The organism is Paraburkholderia sp. CNPSo 3076 (assembly GCF_026343935.1).
Lineage (GTDB): Bacteria > Pseudomonadota > Gammaproteobacteria > Burkholderiales > Burkholderiaceae > Paraburkholderia > Paraburkholderia nodosa.
Map to the genome: position 1 here is coordinate 116,436 of NZ_JAPMAL010000020.1, position 21,687 is coordinate 138,122.

Annotated in this window: 19 protein-coding genes; 11 read left to right on the forward strand and 8 right to left on the reverse strand. The window is 65.0% G+C overall.

All coding sequences use genetic code 11. The features are described from left to right. Positions 1-32: 32 nt before the first annotated feature. From M3A49_RS23850 to M3A49_RS23865, 4 genes are all read left to right on the forward strand, one after another. Positions 33-1,070 carry an ABC transporter permease gene (locus tag M3A49_RS23850; protein WP_266231288.1) on the forward strand — a complete coding sequence of 346 codons (1,038 nt, stop codon included), beginning with the start codon at positions 33-35 and terminating at the stop codon, positions 1,068-1,070. A gap of 102 nt (positions 1,071-1,172) precedes the next feature. Further along, the gene (locus tag M3A49_RS23855) at positions 1,173-2,177 is read left to right on the forward strand and encodes an autoinducer 2 ABC transporter substrate-binding protein (RefSeq protein WP_266231289.1); all 1,005 of its coding nucleotides are present in this window, start codon (positions 1,173-1,175) and stop codon (positions 2,175-2,177) included. A 73-nt stretch (positions 2,178-2,250) separates the two neighbouring features. Then, entirely contained in the window at positions 2,251-3,771 is a 1,521-nt protein-coding gene (locus M3A49_RS23860) for a sugar ABC transporter ATP-binding protein (protein WP_266231290.1), read from the forward strand. Positions 3,772-3,800: 29 nt separating this feature from the next. Then, entirely contained in the window at positions 3,801-4,844 is a 1,044-nt protein-coding gene (locus M3A49_RS23865) for an ABC transporter permease (RefSeq protein WP_266231291.1), read from the forward strand. A 46-nt stretch (positions 4,845-4,890) separates the two neighbouring features. On the opposite strand, the gene M3A49_RS23870 is transcribed toward M3A49_RS23865, so the two are convergent. Next, positions 4,891-5,619 (reverse strand): DeoR/GlpR family DNA-binding transcription regulator, encoded by a 729-nt coding sequence (locus M3A49_RS23870; RefSeq protein WP_266231292.1) that lies wholly within the window; start codon positions 5,617-5,619, stop codon positions 4,891-4,893. 251 nt (positions 5,620-5,870) lie between these two features. Between M3A49_RS23870 and aldA the strand changes: the two genes are divergently transcribed. The 4 genes from aldA (at position 5,871) to M3A49_RS23890 (ending at position 11,748) form a co-directional block, all read left to right on the forward strand. Then, positions 5,871-7,292, forward strand: a complete 1,422-nt coding sequence (aldA, locus tag M3A49_RS23875; RefSeq protein WP_266231293.1) for an aldehyde dehydrogenase — start codon at positions 5,871-5,873, stop codon at positions 7,290-7,292. A 247-nt stretch (positions 7,293-7,539) separates the two neighbouring features. Next, positions 7,540-8,823 (forward strand): MFS transporter, encoded by a 1,284-nt coding sequence (locus tag M3A49_RS23880; protein ID WP_266231329.1) that lies wholly within the window; start codon positions 7,540-7,542, stop codon positions 8,821-8,823. A gap of 13 nt (positions 8,824-8,836) precedes the next feature. Continuing rightward, positions 8,837-10,054, forward strand: coding sequence for a mandelate racemase/muconate lactonizing enzyme family protein (locus M3A49_RS23885; protein WP_266231294.1), 1,218 nt, complete (start codon positions 8,837-8,839; stop codon positions 10,052-10,054). Between the two features lie 17 nt (positions 10,055-10,071). Next, complete coding sequence (locus M3A49_RS23890) at positions 10,072-11,748, forward strand: GMC family oxidoreductase (RefSeq protein WP_266231295.1); 1,677 nt, start codon at positions 10,072-10,074, stop codon at positions 11,746-11,748. Here the strand turns inward: M3A49_RS23890 and M3A49_RS23895 are convergent. The 5 genes from M3A49_RS23895 to M3A49_RS23915 all read right to left on the reverse strand — a co-directional run bounded on the left by M3A49_RS23895 (position 11,721) and on the right by M3A49_RS23915 (position 16,744). Next, on the reverse strand, positions 11,721-12,599 hold the full coding sequence (locus M3A49_RS23895) for a LysR substrate-binding domain-containing protein (protein WP_266231330.1): 879 nt from the start codon (positions 12,597-12,599) through the stop codon (positions 11,721-11,723). The genes M3A49_RS23890 and M3A49_RS23895 overlap by 28 nt on opposite strands. Before the next feature lie 89 nt (positions 12,600-12,688). After that, entirely contained in the window at positions 12,689-13,864 is a 1,176-nt protein-coding gene (locus M3A49_RS23900) for an MFS transporter (protein WP_266231296.1), read from the reverse strand. A gap of 10 nt (positions 13,865-13,874) precedes the next feature. After that, the gene (locus M3A49_RS23905; protein ID WP_254353015.1) at positions 13,875-14,699 is read right to left on the reverse strand and encodes a quaternary amine ABC transporter ATP-binding protein; all 825 of its coding nucleotides are present in this window, start codon (positions 14,697-14,699) and stop codon (positions 13,875-13,877) included. A gap of 89 nt (positions 14,700-14,788) precedes the next feature. Beyond that, positions 14,789-15,754, reverse strand: coding sequence for an ABC transporter permease (locus M3A49_RS23910; RefSeq protein WP_266231297.1), 966 nt, complete (start codon positions 15,752-15,754; stop codon positions 14,789-14,791). 60 nt (positions 15,755-15,814) lie between these two features. Further along, the gene (locus tag M3A49_RS23915) at positions 15,815-16,744 is read right to left on the reverse strand and encodes an ABC transporter substrate-binding protein (protein WP_266231298.1); all 930 of its coding nucleotides are present in this window, start codon (positions 16,742-16,744) and stop codon (positions 15,815-15,817) included. 392 nt (positions 16,745-17,136) lie between these two features. Between M3A49_RS23915 and fae the strand changes: the two genes are divergently transcribed. Genes fae through M3A49_RS23930 form a run of 3 tightly spaced genes read left to right on the forward strand, consistent with a single transcriptional unit; the run spans position 17,137 to position 20,169 of the window. Beyond that, positions 17,137-17,658 carry a formaldehyde-activating enzyme gene (gene fae / locus M3A49_RS23920; protein ID WP_266231299.1) on the forward strand — a complete coding sequence of 174 codons (522 nt, stop codon included), beginning with the start codon at positions 17,137-17,139 and terminating at the stop codon, positions 17,656-17,658. 28 nt (positions 17,659-17,686) lie between these two features. Then, positions 17,687-18,706, forward strand: coding sequence for an aldo/keto reductase (locus tag M3A49_RS23925; protein WP_266231300.1), 1,020 nt, complete (start codon positions 17,687-17,689; stop codon positions 18,704-18,706). Beyond that, complete coding sequence (locus tag M3A49_RS23930) at positions 18,703-20,169, forward strand: NAD-dependent succinate-semialdehyde dehydrogenase (protein ID WP_266231301.1); 1,467 nt, start codon at positions 18,703-18,705, stop codon at positions 20,167-20,169. The genes M3A49_RS23925 and M3A49_RS23930 overlap by 4 nt, the downstream gene beginning before the upstream one ends. Before the next feature lie 105 nt (positions 20,170-20,274). On the opposite strand, the gene M3A49_RS23935 is transcribed toward M3A49_RS23930, so the two are convergent. Then, positions 20,275-20,700, reverse strand: a complete 426-nt coding sequence (locus tag M3A49_RS23935) for a GFA family protein (protein WP_266231302.1) — start codon at positions 20,698-20,700, stop codon at positions 20,275-20,277. Between the two features lie 50 nt (positions 20,701-20,750). Then, positions 20,751-21,644, reverse strand: a complete 894-nt coding sequence (locus M3A49_RS23940; RefSeq protein WP_266231303.1) for an alpha/beta fold hydrolase — start codon at positions 21,642-21,644, stop codon at positions 20,751-20,753. Between the last annotated feature and the right edge of the window lie 43 nt (positions 21,645-21,687).

Consider the following 21,687-nt stretch of genomic DNA (forward strand, 5'->3'; position numbering starts at 1 on the left):
CAGGTGAAAACACACCGCAAAGGATGAGGTCCATGAAGTCTGCACTCTTTGCCAAATGGTTCGGCGACCGCCAGTTGAACTTCCTGCTGGCCGTGAACCTGCTGGTCGTGCTGGTCGCGGTCTGGGTGTCGCGCGGGCAGTTCGTCGGCATCGACAACCTCCAGTCGATGGGCGCGCAACTGCCCGAAGTCGCGCTGCTGGCGCTCGGCATCATGCTCTCCATGCTGTCGGGTAACGGCGGCATCGACCTTTCCGGCGTGGGGCTCGCGAATCTTTCGGGCATGATCGCCGCGCTGGTGGTGCCGCGCCTCGTGAGCGGCGACGACTCCCCCGTGCTGTATACGGCGCTCTTCTGCGTGATCGTCTTGTGCATGGGCCTCCTTGGCGGCCTGCTGAACGGCGTGGTGATCGCGCGCCTCGGGCTCACGCCCATTCTCTGCACGCTCGGCACGCAACTGCTTTTCACGGGCTTCGCGGTGGCGCTGAGCAACGGCGCCTCCGTGCACGTGGATTACGTCGAGCCGCTCGCCGATATCAGCAACGGCACGTTCTTCCAGGTGCCGATCTCGTTCCTGCTATTCGTGGCCGTGGTCGTGCTGCTGGGCTGGCTGCTCAGGCGCACGCCGTTTGGCCTGCGCCTGTACCTGATGGGCACGAACCAGCGCGCGGCGTTCTATGCGGGCATCCCGCGCGCGCGCATGCTGATCATGACCTACGCGATGTGCGGCGTGCTCGCTTCGCTCGCGGGGCTCGTGAGCGTATCGCACACGCTCAGCGCGAAGTGGGACTACGGCAATTCCTATCTGCTGATCGCCATTCTCATTGCGGTGATGGGCGGGGTGAATCCGGCGGGCGGCTATGGACGCATCATCTGCGTGTTCTTTGCCGCGACGGTGCTGCAATTCCTTTCGAGCCTCTTCAATCTGATGGGCGTTTCGCAGTTTTTCGGCGACTGTGCCTGGGGCTTCCTGCTGTTGCTCTCGCTCGCGTTCGCGGGCGGCGAGCGGGTGCGCGCGATTTTCGGTCTCGGCGCCTGGGCGTCTGCTGGCAAAGGGCGGACCTCGGGCTGACCGGCCGAACGGTGTAGCAGGCGGGCCTCGAGCCTCGGAGGTCCGCCGCCATCTCTTTCGGGGCGAAGGCTAATCGGCTAATAAAAAACGGAGACATCGAACATGAAGATCAAGCGACTCAGTGTGGCAATCACGGCGTGTGCACTTGCCGCTGGCATGGCGGCCGTTGCGTATGCGGCGGAAAAGCCGACCATCGTCACGGTGGTGAAGGTGACCGGCATCAGCTGGTTCAATCGTATGGACGACGGCGTCAAGGAATTCGGCAAGGACAATCCGAACGTTTCGGTCTACCAGACGGGGCCGGGCCGCGCGGACGCCGCGCAGCAACTGAAGATCATCGACGACCTGATCGCAAAGAAAGTGAGCGCGATTGCCGTCGTGCCGTATGACCCGCCCACGCTCGAACCGGCGCTCAAGAAGGCGATGGACCGCGGCATCAAGGTCGTCACGCACGAAGCCGACAACGAAAAGAACACGATGGTCGACGTCGAGGCGTTCGACAACTCCGCCTACGGCGCCGCGCTCAACGACCGCCTGGCCTCATGCATGCACAGCGAAGGCAAGTGGGCGACGATGGTCGGTTCGCTCGGCAGCCGCTCGCAGGTGCAGTGGGCCGACGGCGGCATCGACAACGCGAAAAAGAAGTTCCCGAAGATGCAACTCGTCGAGACCAACCTCGAAACCAACAACGACGGCGAGCACGCCTATGAAGTGGCCAAGGAAGTGCTGCGCAAGCATCCGGACATCAAGGGCTTCCAGGGCTCGTCGTCACTCGACGTGATCGGCATCGGCCGCGCTGTCGAGGAAGCGGGCCTGCAGGGCAAGATCTGCGTGTACGGCACCGGCCTGCCGACCGAGGCCGGCAAGTACCTCGAAAGCGGTGCGATCAACGGCATTGCGTTCTGGGATCCGAAGCTGGCGGGCATGGCGATGAACAAGATCGCGATGATGCTGATCGACGGCAAGACCGTGGAGAACGGCGCGAACCTCGGCCTGCCGGGCTACGAGAAGGTCACGGTGTCGAAGGGTCCGGGCAAGGGCATCATCGTGCGCGGCCAGGGCTGGGTGAGCGTCGACAAGTCGAACTACAAGCAATACAACTTCTGATCGGGAGAAGGTGGCGCGCGCAGCGGTCCTGTGACTCGGCGCGCGCTTCGTCGCAACGTCACGAAGAGACGACATGGCTTCAGAACCGTTATTGCAGGTGCTCGGCGTGCACAAGCGCTTCACGGGCGTGCATGCCTTGCGCGGCGTGACCCTCGCGTTCGAGCGCGGGCAGATCTATCACCTGCTCGGCGAGAACGGGTGCGGCAAGAGCACGCTCATCAAGATCATCTCCGGGGCGCAGCCGCCCGACGAAGGCGAACTGGTGGTCGACGGCGCGCGCCACGCGCGGCTCACGCCGCTCGAATCGCTCGCGGCGGGCATCGAGACTGTCTACCAGGATCTTTCGCTGCTGCCCAACATGAGCGTGGCGGAAAACGTGGGGCTCACGACCGAACTCGCGGAGCATGCGGGGCGTCTCGCGCGCACGTTCGACCGCCGCGAACTCGCCCGCACGGCCGAGCGCGCCTTGAAGGCCGTGGGCCTGCCGGGCGACGCCGACTTTCAGGCGACGCTCATCGAGCAACTGCCGCTCGCTACGCGCCAGCTCGTGGCGATCGCTCGCGCCATTGCGAGCGAGGCGAAGTTCGTCATCATGGACGAGCCCACGACCTCGCTCACGCAAAAGGAAGTGACCAACCTCATCGCCGTGCTCGGCCAGTTGCGCGCGCAGGACGTGACCGTGCTGTTCGTGAGCCACAAGCTCGACGAGTGCTATGCGATCGGCGGCGAAGTGATCGTGCTGCGCGATGGCCAGAAAGTGACGCAAGGCCCGATCACGAATTACACCAAGGCGCAGTTGAGCGAACTGATGACGGGCCGCGAGCTTTCCACCGAACGCTACCGCACCGTCGCGGCTGAAGCCGACGTGCTGCTCGACGTTCGCGGCCTGGGCCGCGCGGGCCTGTTCAGTGACGTGTCGTTCACGCTGCATCGCGGCGAGATTCTCGGCGTGACGGGCCTGCTCGATTCGGGCCGCAACGAACTCGCGCGTGCGCTTGCGGGCGTCGCGCCCGCCGATGCGGGCGAGATCGTGCTCGAAGGCCGCGCGATCAAGCTTTCGACGCCCGGCGACGCGAGACGCGCGCGCATTGGCTACGTGCCGGAAGACCGCCTGAATGAAGGCCTTTTCCTCGACAAGCCGATTCGCGACAACGTGATCACGGCGATGATCGCGAGCCTGCGCGACCGCTTCGGCCAGATCGACCGCACGCGCGCACGCGCGTTGGCCGAAAATACCGTGAAGGAACTGCAGATCGCCACGCCCGATGTGGAGAAGGCCGTGCAGTCGCTGTCGGGCGGCAACCAGCAGCGCGTGTTGATTGGCCGCTGGCTCGCCATCGACCCGCACGTGCTGATTCTGCACGGGCCGACCGTGGGCGTGGACGTCGGTTCGAAGGACATCATCTATCGCATCATGCAGCGGCTCTCGCAGCGTGGCATCGGCATTCTGCTCGTGAGCGACGACCTGCCCGAGCTGCTGCAGAACTGCGACCGCGTACTGATGATGCGTAAAGGCCGCCTCGCCGAAGAGCACCACGCCGATGGCCTGACCGAGGCCGAGCTGTACCGCGCGCTGCTTGCAGAGGCAGCCTGAATTCCGCGTAACGTTTTGCCGGACACCGCATGAGCACGAATCAGACAATGAGCACGTCGTCCAACACCGTCGAAGTCGCGCGCCAGAGTGTGCCGCTCAACTGGCGCGCGAAGCTCGCCCGCAATCCCGAGTGGTTCACGGCGACGCTGATCGTCATTACCTGCGTGATCGTCGCTTCGATCAACCCGCGCTTTTTCCAGTGGGCCACGCTGTTCGACCTGCTGCATTCGGCCACGATCACGTCGCTGTTCGCGCTCGGCACGCTCGTCGTGCTGGCGTCGGGCGGCATCGACGTCTCGTTCACGGCGATCGGGGCGCTCACGATGTACTCGATCACGAAAGCCGTGTTCGCGTGGTGGCCCGATGCGCCGTTCGCGCTCATTCTGCTCACGGGCGCCGTGGGCGGCATCGTGCTCGGCGTGATCAACGGCATGCTCGTGCACCGGTTGCAGGCGCCCTCGCTGATCGTGACAATCGGCACGCAGTACCTCTATCGCGGGCTGCTGCTCACCTTCGTGGGCACGACGTTCTTCATGAACATCCCGCACAGCATGGACCACTTTGGCCGCATTCCGCTCATTGCCTACAAGACCGCCGACGGACTCAACGCGGTGCTGCCCGTTTCCGCGATCGCCCTCGTGGCAGGCGCGATTCTCACGTGGTGGCTGCTCAATCGCACGATGATGGGACGCGGCGTCTACGCCATGGGCGGCAGCACGGCAATTGCGGAGCGGCTTGGCTTCAACCTGCGCGCGATCCGCTTGTTCGTGTTCGGCTATACGGGGTTTCTCGCCGGCGTGGCGGGTATTTTGCACGTGGCGAACAACCGGCTTGCCAATCCGTTCGACCTGGTGGGCTCGGAACTCGACGTGATCGCGGCGGTGATTCTCGGCGGCGCGCGCATTACGGGCGGCAGCGGCACGGTCGTGGGTACGCTGCTTGGCGTGGCGCTCGTCACGCTCATCAACAACGTGCTGATTCTCGTGGGCGTGCCAAGCACGTGGCAGAAGGTGATTGTCGGCGCGTTCATCCTGGTGGCCGGTACGCTGTTCGCGCTGCGCCGGCGCGGCTGAGTCGGCAGACTATTGGAGCGACCGGCGCTGCGCGGCCGGTCAGCGCCTATGCGCTGCGCGCGCGCAGCGTCTGGCCTTTTTCGGTGATGACGGAGTTGAAGTCGTCCACCTGCGAAAAGCGCCACGCCTTCACGATGCCGTACTTGCTGGCGTCCACAACGAGATGACTTTCCACGGCGCTAGCCATGGCGGCCTGCTTGAGCGCCACTTCGTGGAAGTTCCAGCACGTTACGCCGCGCGCGGCGTCCACGCCGCCTGCTGAAATAAACGCCTTGTTGATGCCCATGCGGCGCAGCGTTTCAAGGCTTTCTTCGCCGGCAAACGAATCCGACGACGGCACATACACGCCCCCCAGCAAGATCATGCGCACATTGGGCATGCGCCGCAGAATCTCGGCCACGTTGAGCGAATAGCACACCGCCGTGATCTGCAACTGCGAAGGGATGAGGCGCGCGAGTGCGGCGAGCGTCGTGCCGCAGTCGATGAACACGGTGTCGTTCTGCGCGATGAGTCGCGCCGCGTGCGCGGACGCTTGCGCCTTGGCCTGCGCGAAGTGGTCCTTTTCGTGCTCGAGCGAGTAGCCGGCGGTATTGGGCACGTCCTGCGCGCTCACGATATAGCCGCCCAGATACGTGAAACGCTCGGGATTCGCGGCGATATCGCGCCGCACGGTCATTTCGGAGACACCAAGCACGCTGGCTGCATCGCGCAGATGCATGACGTTGTGTTTTGCGAGCGCGTCGGCAAGGGCGCGCAGCCGGTCGGTTTTGGCCATGGAGTGGGTGCTGCGCCGGAGTGAGCCGCCTTCCGGCGAACGTTAGATTTGTTTCGTCTGCGTGAGCGAATTATAACAAGCATGGCGCGCGATCACCACGCGCTTTAGCTGCTGCCGCTCCCGCGCTTCACTCGACGAGCATGCGTTTTTCGCATGCTCCGCTCGACAATTAATCGTTTGTGGCGTCCCGATGCCGCACGGATACTGCCCTTTCTCATGAAGCGGCGGCAACGCCAAACCGGCAGCAATCCATGCGATCAGACCTCAATTTCATCAATGGGCAGTTCGTCGGCGCCGAAGGGCCGCAGATTGCTGTCCATAGCCCCGCAACCGGCGACGCGGTCGGCCATGTGAGCGCCGCGAGCGCCGCCGACGCGGTTCGCGCGGTCGTGGCCGCCAAGGCCGCGCAGCGCGCCTGGCGCAAGTTGCCCGCCGCCGAACGCGGTGCAATCCTGAACCGTTTCGCGGACGCGATCGTGGCGCGCGCGCCGAAGATCGGCGCGGCGCTTGCCGCCGAGTCGGGCAAGAGCGTCGCGGACGCGACCGCCGAGGCGCAGTACGCCGCCGAAATCCTGCGCTACCACGCGCAGTGGGCGCGCCGCATTGAAGGCGAGGTGATTCCGAGCGATAGCGCGAACGAAAACCTCATTCTGATGCGCGAGCCGATCGGCGTGGCCGCGTGCCTGATTCCTTTCAACTTCCCGGTGTACACGTTGCTGCGCAAGGTCGCGCCGGCGCTCATCACGGGTAACGCGGTGGTCGTGCGGCCAAGCAACAACACGCCGTGCTCGGCGTTCGAAGTGGCGCGCGCAGCGCAGGAAGCGGAACTGCCGGCGGGCATTTTCAACGTGCTGGCCATGGACCACGACACCGCCGCCGTGCTCTGCACGCACGCGGACGTCGGCATGATTACCCTCACGGGCAGCGTGAGCGCAGGCCGCAGGGTGCTCGACTACTGTAAGGAAAATATCGCCAGGCCGTCGCTGGAACTGGGCGGCAAGACGCCCGCGATCATCGAAGACGACGCCGATCTCGAAGCAGCCGCAACGGCCATCGTGCGCTCGAAAACCACGCATTGCGGCCAGCTTTGCACGGCGATCGAACGTGTGTATGTGCATGCTTCGGTGCATGACCGCTTCGTCGCGCTGCTGCGCGAAAAGATGAGCGCGGTGCGCATCGGCGACCGCGCCGAAGACGCCACCCGCATGGGGCCGCTCGTGAGCGCAAGCGCACGCGCAGCGATCCACGCGATGGTCGAGCGCGCGGTGGCCGCAGGCGCGAAGCTCGAAACGGGCGGTTACGTGCCCGAAGGCAAGGGTCATTTCTATCCGCCTACGTTGTTGACGCATTGCCGCCAGGACATGGAGATCGTGCAGGAGGAGATCTTCGGCCCGGTGCTGCCGGTGCTTGCGTACGAGACGCTCGACGACGCGCTGCGCATGGCCAACGATCACCAGTTCGGCCTTTCGTCGGTGCTCTTTACGGAGCGCTACCGCACGACCCTGCGCGTCGCGAACGAGATCGAGGCCGGCGAACTGTATGTGAACCGCACGCCTGCGGACCCGTATCAGGGCTATCACGCCGGCTGGAAGCGCTCGGGCCTTGGCGGCGACGACGGCAAGCACGGCATGCTCGAATTCACGCAAACACGCCTTGTTGTGATGCCGTTCTGATCGTTCGAGATACTGATTAATTGCAGCAACGGCGCCCCTCGAAGCGGGCGCCACAGATAAAGAAAAGACGCCTCGCGCGGGCAACCGCCCGCGCGCCGGCGTCAGCCTTGCATGGGACCAGAGTTAGTGCTTTGCACTAACTCTGGTCGACAGCTTTGCATGGGACCAGAGTAAGCGCTAAAGCGCTAACTCTGGTCGACAGGAGACAATCTTGCAGAAGTCCATCCGAAAGCCCAGTGCGCAGGCGATGCCGCGCGCCGAAACCTCATCGCTCACGCCCGCCGCGTCAGGCTCCATGCAGCGCTACGTGCAGTTGCTGCTGCTCGTGCTCGCTGCGGGCGGTATCTATCCGCTGCTGTATCTGCGTCAGGTCTACCAGACCACGATGCTCGATGTGCTGCATATCGACAACGCCCAGCTCGGCTATCTCTATTCGGTGCTCGGCATCGTGTTCTTCGTGTGCTATCTGCCGAGCGGCTGGCTCGCCGACCGCGTCGCGCCGCGCCTGTTGATCTGCTTCTCGCTCATCGGCACCGGGGCGCTGGGCCTCTGGTACTCCACTGCGCCTTCGTTCCATGCGCTGCTCGCGATCTTCTGCCTTTGGGGCGTCACGACCGGCCTGACGTTCTGGGCCTCGGTGCTCAAACGCGTGCGCATGATCGCGGCGGCGAACGAACAAGGCCGTTTCTTCGGGTTGCTCGACGGCGGACGCGGACTCGTCGAGGCGCTGCTCGCCACCGCCGCGCTCGCGCTATTCGCCGCCGCGACCGGCTCGGGACGCGGTGAAGCGACGGGCCTGCGTCACGTGATCTATATGTATTCGTTCACGTGTATCGCACTCGGCGCGTTGATGAGCTTCTTCAAGGATCCCGCGCAGGCCGAAAGCAAGCCGGTCGAGGCGAATGCAAACGGTTCGCTGTGGCGCGATCTCTCGACGCTCGCCGCGATTCCCCAGCTCTGGCTCATGGCGGGCGTGGTGTTCTGCGGCTATCAGATCTTCTGGGCAACTTACAGTTTCTCCGCGTATCTCCAGCAGGGCGAGATGCATATGAGCGTCGTGGCGGCCGGCATGGTCACCACCGCGAAGCTCTGGATGCGTCCCATCGGCGGCATTGGCGGCGGCTTTCTCGGCGACCGCCTTTCGAACCTGCGCGTGCTGATCTGGGCGCTGTTCCTGGCCGTCGCGGGCCTGATCGGTCTGATCCTGCTGCCCGCGCTACGCAACATGGCGCTGCTCGGCGCGGTGGTGCTGTTCATCGGCCTCATGACCTACGCGATTCGCGGCCTCTACTGGACGCTGCTCGACTACTGCGCGATCCCCATGCGCATCACGGGCCTCGCCATCGGTCTCGTTTCGTTGATCGGCTATTCGTCGGACATCTTCCTGCCGCTCGTGAACGGCTATATCACCGAGCACTACGCGGGCATGTTCGGCTACCAGATCTATTTCGCCTATGTCGCCGCCATTGGCACGCTCGGCGCCATCGCCGCGCTCGTGCTCAAGCGCATGACCCACTCCAAACCTGCCTGATACAGCCTGAACCATGAAAGTCGTTGCAATTGAAACGAACGTCGTTGCGGTGCCTCCTCCGCACCTCGGCGGCATGTACTGGATCTTCGTTACGCTGAAAACGGATTGCGGCATCGAAGGCGTGGGCGAAATCTACGCCGCGACGTTCCATCCCGACGTGATGGTGAGCGCGATCGAAGACGTCTTCACGCGCTATCTGCTGGACCACGACCCGCATCGCGTCGAGCGCCTGTTCCGCGAGGCTTATTCGAGCGGGTTCACACAGCGCCCGGACCTCACGATGATGGGCATCGTGAGCGGCCTCGAAATGGCATGCTGGGACATCATCGGCAAGGCGGCGGACAAGCCCGTGTACGCGCTGCTCGGCGGCATGGTGAACGAGCGGCTTCGTTCGTATACCTACCTGTACCCGAAGAACGCACAGGGCGAATACGATTACGACGACCCCGATCTTGCCGCCGAATGCGCGGCCGAGAACGTGAAGCGCGGTTTCACCGCGGTCAAGTTCGACCCGGCGGGTCCGTACACGGCCTGGTCGGGGCATCAGCTCTCGCTCGAAGTGCTCGACCGTTGCGAAACGTTCTGCCGCAAGGTACGCGAAGCGGTGGGAAGCCAGGCCGATCTGCTGTTCGGCACGCATGGCCAGATGGTGCCTTCTTCGGCCATCCGGCTTGCGAAGCGGCTCGAGAAATACGACCCGCTGTGGTTCGAGGAGCCGGTGCCGCCGGGCCAGGAAGAGGCCATCGCCAATGTCGCGAAGCACACGTCGATTCCGATCGCCACGGGCGAGCGCCTCACCACCAAATACGAATTCCACAAGCTGCTGCAGGCGGGCGGGGCGTCGATCCTGCAACTGAACGTGGCGCGCGTGGGCGGCCTGCTCGAAGCGAAGAAGATCGCGACGCTCGCCGAAGTGCACTACGCGCAGATCGCGCCGCATCTCTACAACGGGCCCATTGGCGCGGCGGCTAGCATTCAGCTCGCGGCCTGCACGCCGAACTTCCTGATTCAGGAAAGCATCGGCACGTGGGATGGTTTCCACGCACAAGTGCTCAAGCAGCCAATTCAGTGGGAAGACGGTTACATCATTCCCTCGAAGGCGCCGGGCTTGGGCGTCGAACTCAACATGGACGTCGTGCGCGCGCACTCGCCTTATACGGGCAAGCGTCTGCATTTGCAGATGGCGAGCCAGCCCGCCGACGTGCGCGATACCTCGCCCGCACGCGGCTGATCTACCGGAGCACCTAGATGAACTACGACTACATCATCGTTGGCGCCGGTTCGGCGGGCTGCATTCTCGCGGAACGGCTCTCCGCCTCCGGGCGTCATTCGGTGCTGCTGCTCGAAGCGGGCGGACCCGACGACTCGTTCTGGTTCAAGATCCCTATCGGGTTCGCCAAGCTGTATTACAACGAGCAGTACAACTGGATGTATTACAGCGAGCCGGAGCCGGAACTTGCCGGCCGGCAGATCTTCGCGCCGCGCGGCAAGGTGCAGGGCGGCTCGGGCGCGATCAACGCGATGATTTACGTGCGCGGCGCGGCGCGCGACTACGACGACTGGGCCGCGGCGGGCAATGCGGGCTGGTCGTACCAGGAAGTGCTGCCGTACTTCCGCAAGCTCGAATCGCATCCGCTCGGCGACACGCCCTGGCACGGAGCGAACGGCCCGGTTCGCATCACGCCGATGAAGGATGGCGCGCATCCGGTTTGCCGCACCTTTGTGGAAGGCTGCACGCAGCTCGGCTACGAGCGCAACGAGGACTTCAACGGCGCGCGGCTCGAAGGCGTGGGCATCTACGATGTGAATACGCGCGACGGCAAGCGCGATTCGAGCAGCGTGGCCTACCTGCATCGTGCGGGGCAGCGCTCGAACCTGAAGATCGAGCATCATGCGCGCGCCACGCGTGTGCTGTTCGACGAGGCGAAGCAACGCGCCGTGGGCGTGGAGATCGTGCAGCAGGGCGTGAAGCGCACGTTCCAGGCGAGCCGCGAGGTCATCGTCGCGGCTGGCGCGGTCGATTCGCCCAAGCTATTGCAGCTATCGGGCGTGGGCCCGCGCGCGCTGCTCGCGAAGCACGGCATCGACGTGGTGCACGAACTGCCTGCTGTCGGGCAGAATCTGCAGGACCATCTGTGCGTGAGCTTCTACTATCGTTCGCGCGTGAAAACGCTCAACGATTCATTCAGCAGTTGGACTGGCAAGCTGAAGTTCGGGCTGCAATACGTGTTTCAGCGCAAGGGTCCGTTCTCGATGAGCGTGAACCAGTCGGGCGGCTTCTTCCGCACGAGCCAGGACGAGGCACACCCGAACATGCAGGTGTACTTCAATCCGCTTTCGTATCGGATTCCGAAGTCGAATCGGGCGCAGCTCACGCCGGAGCCGTACTCGGGCTTTCTCGTCTGCTTCAATCCTTGCCGGCCCACGAGCCGCGGTTCGGTGGAGATCGCTTCGTCGAACGTGGAAGACGCGCCGAAAATTCGTGGCAACTACCTTTCGACGCAGAAGGACCGCGACGAGGCGATTGCGGGCAGCCGCCTCGTGCGCAAGTTGATGACGGCGCGCGCATTGCAGGGCATCACCGAAGCCGAGGTGACGCCCGCAGGCGAAGTGACCGACGACGCGAGCATGCTCAAGTTCTTTCGCGAGCAAAGCGGTTCGATCTATCACCTGTGCGGCACCTGCGCGATGGGCCCGGACCCGCGCTCGGCGGTGGTGGACGCGCGCCTGCGCGTGCATGGCATCGAAGGCTTGCGCGTGGTGGATGCGTCAATCTTTCCCAACATCACATCGGGCAACACCAACGCGCCGACGATGATGGTCGCGGAAAAGGGCGCGGACCTGATTCTGGAAGACGCCGATCAAGCCATCGCCGCGCAAGCCATTGCGCAGGGCCGTCAGCGCATGGCCGCAATTTCGTCCTGAAGCCATTGCCGGAAAAGCTGGAGCGGCTTCGAAGCCTTCTGTTCGGGCCGCACCACGAACCAGTATGACTGGCGGCCGTCCACGTGGATGTCACGCACGGGCGCGAGCAGGCCCTGGGCCAGCTCGTGTTCGATCATGTGGCGGTCGGCCATCGTGACGCCGAGCCCTTCGATGGCCGCGCGGATCGCATGATCGAGCAGGTCGAATTCGTAGCCGCCCGACGTGTCCACGTCCTCGATGCGCGCCGCGTCGAGCCAGTGCCGCCAGGTGAGATAGCGCTGGTTGTCGCCCGCGAGCACGTGCAGCAAGGTGTGCTGCGCGAGGTCGATGGGCCCTTGCGCGAGCAGCGCGGGCGCGCACACCGCGATATGCGATTCATGCATCAGCAGCGAGCTGTCGAGGCCTTCCCATTCACCGTCGCCAAAGCGGATCGCGCAGTCCAGCGCCGTCGAATCGGCGAGACTGTCCTGCAGATGCGTGGTGAGGCTCAGTTCTAGCTCGGGATGGCGCGCCTGCAGACGCGTGAGGCGCGGCACGAGCCAGCGGCTCGCGAAGGTGGGCGGGGCGTTTACGCGCAGGCGGTTGAGGTCGCTCTTCTGCTGGATCGTGCGCACCGTCACTTCGATGCGGTCGAACGACTGCTGGAGCGTGCGCAGCAGCGCGCGCCCGGCTTCGGTCAGTTCGAGCCGATGGTGATGGCGCTCGAGCAGCGCCTCGCCAAGCTGTTCTTCGAGCTGGCGCACCTGGCGGCTCACCGCGCTCTGCGTCACGTTCAGCTGCTCGGCGGCGCGGGTGAAGCTGCCGCTCGTGCCTGCCGCCTCGAACGCCTTCAGGGCGTTCAGCGCCGGCATCTTTCGCTTCAAGGTCGTCTCCTCGCTCCAGGCGCCGCCCGAAACGACGCCTCCTGCAAACGACGCAGTATACCGGCCCGCGCCGCCATTCAGACGCCCCGCGCGCGCGACAGCGCGGTGAGCGCGAGCGTGACGACGAGCGCGAACACGTAGAGCCCGCCCGCCCCCAACAGACGCATGAACAGCGAAGCGACGGTGGGACCGGCCGCGCCGCCAAGCGAAAAGACGAGCAGCAGCGTTGCGCTCGTCTGCACGCGCCGCGCCTGATCGACACGGTCGTTCACGTCGGAGACGATCACGCCGTAGAGCGTGAACGTGAGCGCGACGTAGAGAAAGAGGAGCGTATCGACGAGAGCCGGTGCGCGCAGGATGGCGAGCGCCGCGGCCGCACACGCGGAGACGAGCGAGATCACGCCGAGCGTGGCGCGCCGCCCGAGGCGGTCGGAGAGCCGCCCCACGGGCCATTGCGAAAGCAGTGCGCCGATCAGCACGACACCCATGGCGCGCGAAATACTGCTTGCCGGATAACCGATGCGCGCGAGATACACCGGCGTGAGCGCATAGAACGCGCTGGAGAGCAGACCCGCGCCGATGCAGGCCGGCACGCTGCGCGGCGCGACGCGGTGCAGTTCGCGCAGGCCGTCGAGCAGCAGCGTGGGGCGCTTCGGCGTGGCGAGCGCGGAGGGTGCGGCCTTGGCGGCGGCGGCCGCGGCGAGGGTGGCATCGGCGGATTGCCAGTCACCAATCAGCGCCACGGGTATGAGCGCAGTCACGAACAACCCGTTCACGAGCGCATGCTCGAAAATGCCGCCGGGTGCGCCCACGCCCAGCAGGAATTGCCCGGCGCTCACGCCGAGATAGGTGAGCACGAGATAGAACGCGAACGCGCGCCCGCGCCGCTCGTTGGGCACGGCGCCGTTCACGCCGCTTTCGATCGAGGTGAACACGCCGACCATACTGAAGCCGGTGATGAGCCGCAGCACGGCCCAAATGTCAGGGGAATCGAAGGAGAGATAGCCGAGCGCCGCGAGTGCGGCGAGCGCGCCAAAGCCGATGAAGGCGCGCTGCGGCCCGATGCGCCCGACGAGCGGGCCGAGCCCCAGCGCGCCCACGATGAAGCCAACGTAATAGCACGATTGCACGAGGCCGACGTCGAGCGCGGTGCGCTCGCCGTGCAGCATGCGCAGCGAGATCAGCGTCGTAAGGAGGCTGTTCCCGCAAACGAGGATCGTATAGCCGCCCAGCAGGCCGATGAGCGCCCGCATGTACGGCGGCTTAGTGAGTCGTTCCGGCGCGGCGCTCGACGAAGCGCCGCACGTAGTCGTCGGCGGGGCGGTGCAGGATGTCGTCGGGCGTCCCGCACTGGATGAGGCGGCCGTCGCGCAGAATCGCGATCTGGTTGCCGATGCGCAGCGCCTCGTCGAGGTCGTGCGTGATGAACACGATGGTCTTTTTAAGCGTGGCCTGGAGTTCGAGCAGCTGGTCCTGCATTTCGGTGCGGATGAGCGGATCGAGCGCGGAGAAGGCTTCGTCCATCAGCAGCACGTCGGTGTTCGCGGCGAGCGCGCGGGCGAGGCCCACGCGCTGGCGCATGCCGCCCGAAAGCTCGTCGGGATAGTGGTCCGCATAGCCCGCGAGGCCCACCTTGCCGAGCCATTCGCGCGCGCTCGCCTGCGCCGCGGCTTTCTTTTCGCCGCGCGTGGCGAGGGCATACGCGGCATTGGTGAGCACCGTCTGGTGAGGCAGGAGTCCGAAGCTCTGGAACACCATGCTCACGCCGTAGCGCCGCAAATCGCGCAGGCCGCTGCCGGAGAGCTTGAGCACGTCCTTGCCGTCGATGAGGATCTCGCCCACGGTCGGCTCGATGAGCCGGTTGAAATGGCGCACCAGCGTGGACTTGCCCGAGCCCGAAAGGCCCATGATCACGAAGATCTGGCCCGAGCCGATCGACAGGCTCACGTCGTTGAGCCCTACGTTGCAGCGCGTCTTCTCGAGGACCTCGGCCTTGCCCGCGCCGCCGCGCAGCAGGTCGAGCGCGCGCTGACTGCTTTCGCGCGTGCCGAAGATCTTGTAGACGTTCTTGACTTCGATGCCGCTCATGATCGTTACCTCATTCCATGCTCGTTGCGTATGCTGGATGCGCCGGCCGGGTTTCCGCCATTGTGCCGGCGCTTTTGCCTTCGCGTTCGTTACTTGGCCGGTTGGCTCGTCAGGTCGCTGCTGCTGGCCGAGTCGGCACTTTTGCTTTCCTGTTCGCGAACGCGGCGAAACGGAATGCGCGAGGGCTGCTTCGATTTGCGTGCGAGGCCGCGTGTGCGCCGGCCCTGCCCGTAACCCTGGCTGATGCGGTCGATCACGATCGCGAGAATCACGATGGCGACGCCCGCTTGCGTGCCCTTGCCCACGTCGAGCGTCTGAATGCCCGCGAGCACGTCTTCGCCAAGACCGCGTGAGCCGATCATCGAGGCGATCACGACCATGGAAAGCGCCATCATCGTGGTCTGGTTGATACCGGCCATGATGCTCGGCCGTGCGAGCGGCAACTGCACGCCAAACAGCAATTGCATGCGCGTGGTGCCGAACGCGCGCGCGGCTTCGACGATTTCCGCATCCACGTGGCGGATGCCGAGATCGGTCAGACGAATGAGCGGCGGCAGCGCGTAGACGACCGTGGCGAGAATGGCGGGCACCTTGCCGAGGCCGAACAGCATGAGCACCGGAATCAGGTACACGAAGCTGGGCAGCGTCTGCATCACGTCGAGCACCGGCAGCAGCACGCGGCGCAGCCCGCTGCTCGAGGCGGCGAGGATGCCGAGCGGCACGCCGAGCACGACCGAGATGAGCGTGGCGACGACCATCAGCGCGAAGGTCTGCATGAGCTTGTCCCACAGCCCGAAGCAGCCGATCAGCCAGAGCAGCACGACGAACAGCAGCGCCACGCCGATGCGCCGCGAGGCATGCCAGCCGAGCAGGCCCACGGCGGCGAGCACGACGATGGGCGGCGTGGCGCGCAGCAGGCCTTCGAGCGGCACGAGCAGGTCGCGCAGCATGAGCACGCTGAAGTTGTGGAACGCGTCGCCGTAGCGCTGCACAAACGCGGCGACCTGGTCGTTGACCCAGTCGGCGATCGAGAGGTGAAGAAAGGGGGATCCCATGGTGAGCCTCATTCTGCGTGTGTCATGTGATGCGTACCGTCGTGCGGGCAGTGTCGTGGCTTACGTGCGCAGGCCGGCCTGCACGCGCGCCGCGACTTCCGGCGTGACCCATTGCTTCCAGATTTCCGGATGCTGCTCGAAGAACGTGCGCGCGACCGTGGAGGCGTCGAGCTTCTTGTCGTGCATCTGCTGGACCAGTTGTTCGTCGAGCGTGAGCGGCAAGCTCACCTTGCCGAAGAACGCGACGGCGTCCGGCTCGGCGTCGTAGAACGGCGTGGAGACCGCAACCTTCAGATGCGACACCTTGAAGGCAGACGCGCACGGCGAGCCCTTCGGATCGGCGATGGTGTCCCAGCAGGCGTCGGAATACGGCGCGCCCTCCAGTTGCACGAAGTGGTACTTCGCCATCAGGCCGGCGGGTTGCCAGTAGTAGAAGAGAATGGGCTTGCCGCGCTCGTAGGCCGAGGCGATCGCCGCGTCGAGCGCGCCGCCGGTGCCGGGGCGGAAGTTCGTGTAGTCGTCGCCGAGCTTGTAGGCCGTGAGCAGGCGGTTGTTGAAGCGTTCGCAGTCCCAGCCTGCGGGGCAGTTGTAGAAGCGGCCCTTGCCGGGTTCTTCGTCGTCCGTGAAGAGGGATTTGTACTGCGGCAGTTGTGCGACGGAGCGCAGTTGCGGCGCCATGGGCTTGATGCCGCGCTTTGCGTCGCCGTTGATCACATAGTCGGGGACGTACCAGCCTTCCTTGTCGCCGCCGGGAATCAGTTCGCCCACGAGCTTCACGCTGCCGTCCTTCAAACCGCGCGCGACGATGGGGCTGCGGCCCGTCCAGTGCTCGGCCCACACCTGCAGGTCGTTTTTCGTGAGCGCCGTTTCGGTGGCGGCCGTGGCCCCTGGCACGACTTCGGTCTTGCAGCCGTAACCCTTCTCCAGCACGGTGCGCACCATTTCGGTCATCAGCGCGCCGCTTTCCCAGGTGATTTGTGCGAGCTTCACGGTTTTGCCCGCCTGGCACCAGCCGGGGGCTGCAAAGCTGCTCGTGGCAGCGCAGGTCAGCGCGAGGGCAGGCGGCAATACGCACGCCTGCCAGCGTGATACGTCTCATGTCGTCTCCAGTGATTGGAATTGTATGCGCGGGCCAGCGTGGGGCCGCGCTTTTCGAATCAATCCGACCAGAGTCTAGCCGTGGCATTTCGGGTTGCGAAGCAACGAATAGTCATCGATGCATTACCTGATCTCATGCCACTTTCCTCACGCGAATCATGCAGGCGAGAGCGATGACTGCGCGTCATGCCCCCATGAGATTTCATAGCTTTTGGGTGCCCGCGGCGTGTGCTGGAATGCGTCTGGCCAAATTCGAACCCATGACACAGGAGACGGAGTCAAACATGAAAGACCTGCAAGTCTATATCGGCGAAGGTTTCGCTGGACCAGGCGTAAACGCTGCCCACATCAACATCATGATCGGCCCGCGCAATGGCCCCGTGGGGCAGGCATTTACGAACAGCTTGTCGTCGCCTTCGCAAGGCCACGTACCGTTCATGGTGGTGGCCCAGCCCAACGTGCCGGTCAAGCCCGCCACGCTCTACGTGAACAAGGCCGACATTCGCGGCGACCTGCACGGCAACGCCACGTGGGGCGCGTCGCAGGCGGCCATCGCGAAGGCGGTGACGGAAGCGATGCTCGACGGCACGCTGCCGCCGCAGGCCGAGAACGAATGGTGCATCGTCACGGCGAACTGGGTGAACTGGTCGTGCGACGACCTCGACGCCGTGTACGAGAACAATTACGCGGCCTGCAAGACGGCCATCCGCGCCGCGATGAACGGCCTGCCCGGGCTCGACGACCTTGCGAAGATCAAGGATCAGATCAGCAATCCGTTCTACACGCCGAAGGCCAGGGCGGCTTGAGCCGCACCAATCGTTACAGGTGACTACGATGCAATACGTGCAACTTGGCCGCTCCGGCCTGAAGGTGTCGCGCCTGTGCCTCGGCACGATGAACATGGGCACGCCCGAATGGAAGCCCTGGATCTACAACGAAGAGCAGAGCGAGCCGATCGTGCGCCGTGCGCTCGAAGCGGGCGTGAACTTCATCGACCTCGCGGACTTCTACTCGACCGGCGTGGGCGAGGAGGTGGTGGGGCGCATCGTGCGGCGGCTCGCGAAGCGCGACGAACTCGTGCTCACGACCAAGGTCGGCTATCCGATCGGCAATGGCGCGAACAACCAGGGCCACTCGCGCAAGCACATCATGGAAGGCATCGACGGCTCGCTGCGCCGGCTGCAAACCGACTACGTCGATGTCTACATGCTGCACTACTTCGACGTGAATACGCCGGTCGAAGAAACCATGGACGCGCTCAACGACGTCGTGCGCGCGGGCAAGGCGCGCTATATCGGCGTGTCGACGATGTTCACGTGGCAGTTCGCCAAGATTCTGCAGGCCTGCGAGCGCTATAACTTCGCACGACCGATCAATATGCAGCTGCAGCTGAACCTCGCGTATCGCGAGGAAGAGCGCGAGATGATTCCGTTCTGCCAGGATCAGGGCGTGGGCGTGTCGGTGTTCAGCCCGCTCGCACGCGGCCTCCTTTCCGGCGACGCGAAGTCAGTGCGCAACCAGACCGACTTCTTCACCGTGCAGATGTACGACGATGAAGCCTCGCGCGATATCGCGCGTTCGGTGGCCGAAGTCGCGGCGGCGCGCGGCGTGTCGTGCGCGCAGATCGCGCAGGCCTGGGTGCTGGGGCGTGCGGGCATCTCGTCGATGCTCGTGGGCGCGGACACCGTCGCGCAGTTCGAAAGCGCGCTCGAGGCGCTCGACACGCAACTCGGCGCCGACGAGCTTTACGAACTCGAGCGCAACTACACGCCGTGCGACGTGATCAACGATTACGTGAGCGCGCGCATTCCGCGCGTGCCGCGCGCGGCGCGACGCATGGAGATCGCAGCATGACGAGCCTGACCATTGACGGACTCAAGGAAGCGCGCCTGTGGCGCACGGCGAGCTTTATCGACGGCGAATGGGTGGCGAGCGAAGCGACCTACCCGATTATCGACCCGGCCACCGGCGCGCCGCTCGCGCAAGTGGCCCGCGCCGGTGCGCGCGAAGCGCTGCAGGCCGTGGCGGCGGCCTCGCACGCGTTCCCTGCGTGGCGCGACGCCACGGCGGCGGAGCGCAGCGCGAAGATGCGCCGCTGGGGCGAGCTGATGCACGCGCATCGCGAGGACCTCGCGCGCATCATGACGGCCGAGCAGGGCAAGCCGTATGCGGAATCGCTGGGCGAAGTGGCGTACGCGGCGAGCTTTCTCACCTGGTTCGCCGAGGAAGCGCGACGCGCCTATGGCGACGTGATTCCCGCGCCGAAGAAGGGCGCGCGCATTGTCGTGACGAAGGAGCCCGTGGGCGTGGTCGGCGCGATCACGCCGTGGAATTTCCCGCTCGCCATGGTCACGCGCAAGGCCGGCCCGGCGCTCGCGGCGGGTTGCACGATGGTGCTCAAGCCTTCGGAAGAGACACCGCTTTCGGCGTTCGCGCTCGCCGAACTGGCGCTCGAGGCGGGTATTCCGCGCGGCGTGTTCAATGTCGTTTCGGGCGATGCCCCGGCGATCGGCGACACGCTCATGGCCTCGAAGGCCGTGCGCAAGGTCTCGTTCACGGGATCGACGCGCGTGGGCAAGCTGCTTATGCGCGCTGCCGCCGATACGGTGAAAAAGGTGTCGCTCGAACTGGGCGGCAACGCGCCCTTCATCGTATTCGACGACGCCGATCTCGATGCCGCGGTGGACGGCGCGATGGCCTCGAAATTCCGCAACACGGGGCAGACCTGCGTGTGCGTGAACCGCTTCTACGTACAGGCCGGCGTGCACGACGCCTTCGTCGAGAAACTCGTGAAGGCGGTGAGCGCATTGCGCGTGGCGGGCGGCATGGAGCCGGGCGCCACGCAAGGGCCGCTCATCAACGGCGCGGCGTTGCGCAAGGTCGAGGCGCACGTGAGCGATGCGCTCGAGAAGGGCGGCGCCATTGTGTGCGGCGGCCACGCGCATGCGCTGGGCGGCACGTTTTATGAGCCCACGGTCATCACGGGCGCGCACGGCGGCATGATGCTCGCGCACGAGGAGACGTTCGGCCCCGTTGCCGCGGTGTTCCGCTTCGAGACCGAGGAAGAAGCGATCCAGGCGGCGAACGATACCGACTTCGGCCTGTCCGCCTATTTCTACGCGCGCGACATTGGCCGCGTATGGCGCGTGGCGGGCGCGCTGGAAAGCGGCATGGTCGGCATCAACGAGGGCATTATCTCGACGGAAGTCGCGCCTTTCGGCGGCGTGAAGGAGTCGGGGCTCGGGCGCGAAGGGTCGAAGTATGGGCTCGACGAGTACCTCGAAACGAAGTACCTGATGATGGGCGGGCTCGGCTGATTTTCCGCGCCGTTACCACGCTTGCCAGGTTTTGGCGAAGGCCGCCGCGCGAGAGCGCGGCGGTTTTTTTGAGCCTTCACTTGAACGAGCGAGTGGCCTCAGGCCTTAGTCAGCCGCCATGAAGCGCAGGGTGCCCGCCAGGCGCGCTGGGCCGCCGGTATCGTTCGGATGATTGACTCCATCCATGACAGGGACCTCGGCGAAATCGAATGGGCTGACGCCGTCGAGGCAAGCCACGTTGACGCCATACAGGTTCGGGTTGGAACGCCGTTGAAGATGGGTGGCGATTCCGCAGCGAGAACAGAAGAAGTGCTGCGCCGCTCCAGTGTTGAAGCGATAGCTCGTTAGCACCTCCTCGCCCTGCAGGAACTCGATCCCGCCCATTTCGGCCGCGGCAATGACCGCGCCTCGCATGCGGCAGTAAGAACAGTTGCAGCGGCGGATCGAGTTGAGGCCGTCGCTCAGCGTCGCCACGAAACGCACCGCGCCGCAATGGCACTGGCCTGCCCGTTGGTTCGTATCGCCCACCATGTCGTTGGTTTCTCCTCTGCGGCTAAAGCGTGTTGCGCAATCATGCGGCGTCAACCGGCCCACGTGTTGATGTCGAGTACCGCTTTGGCGAACACTTCTGGCGCCTCCTGTGGAAGGTTATGGCCTGCATTCGGCACGATGCGGTTCTCATGGCGTCCGCTGAAGCGCTTCGAACTGGTCTCTCTTGCCCCGGCCGGCTGGACGCCGTCGGCGTCTCCATCGAGCGTGATCGTGGGCACGGTGATCGGCGGCGTGGCGGCGAGGCGTCGCTCGATGTCGTCGAAGCGGGGGTCGCCTTCGACCAGTCCGAAACGGTGACGGTAAGAATGGACCACCACGTCGACGAAATCGGGATTGTCGAACGACGCTGCCGAGCACGCGTAGATGTCGTCGTCGAAGCGCCAGGTCGGCGACCAGAGCGACCACAGGAGACGGCAGAACGCGCGCCGTTTTTCGGTCAATCCGGCCCGGCCGCGCTCGCCATGCAGGTAGTACTGGTACCACATGCGATGTTCCTTTTCGGGGTCGGCTGGCTGTGCGGCAGCGGCGATATCCTGGATGTTGTAGCCGTTGACGGAAACCAGCCCCCGCGCTCTCGACGGGTAGAGCGCCGCCACGATGCATGCCGCCCGGCCACCCCAGTCGTATCCGCCGAGGATGGCGCGGTCGATCCGCAGGGCATCGAGCAGCGCGAGCAGGTCCGCGCCAAGCGCCGCCTGCTGGCCCGAGCGGAGTGTCGCGGGCGAAAGAAAGCGCGTTGGGTCGTATCCCCGCAGGTAGGGGACGATGACGCGGGCGCCCTGGGATACCAGGCGCGGCGTCACCTCGTCGTATGCGCGGATGTCATAGGGAAAGCCATGGAGCAGGACGACCGGCCATCCGTTCGCATCGCCCTGTTCGTCAAAGGCGATGTCGAGCAGTTCGGTTTCGATATGGTCAAGCATGGGGCGCTCCTTCGCGTTCAGTTGCGTGCTCGGTTGCGTGCTC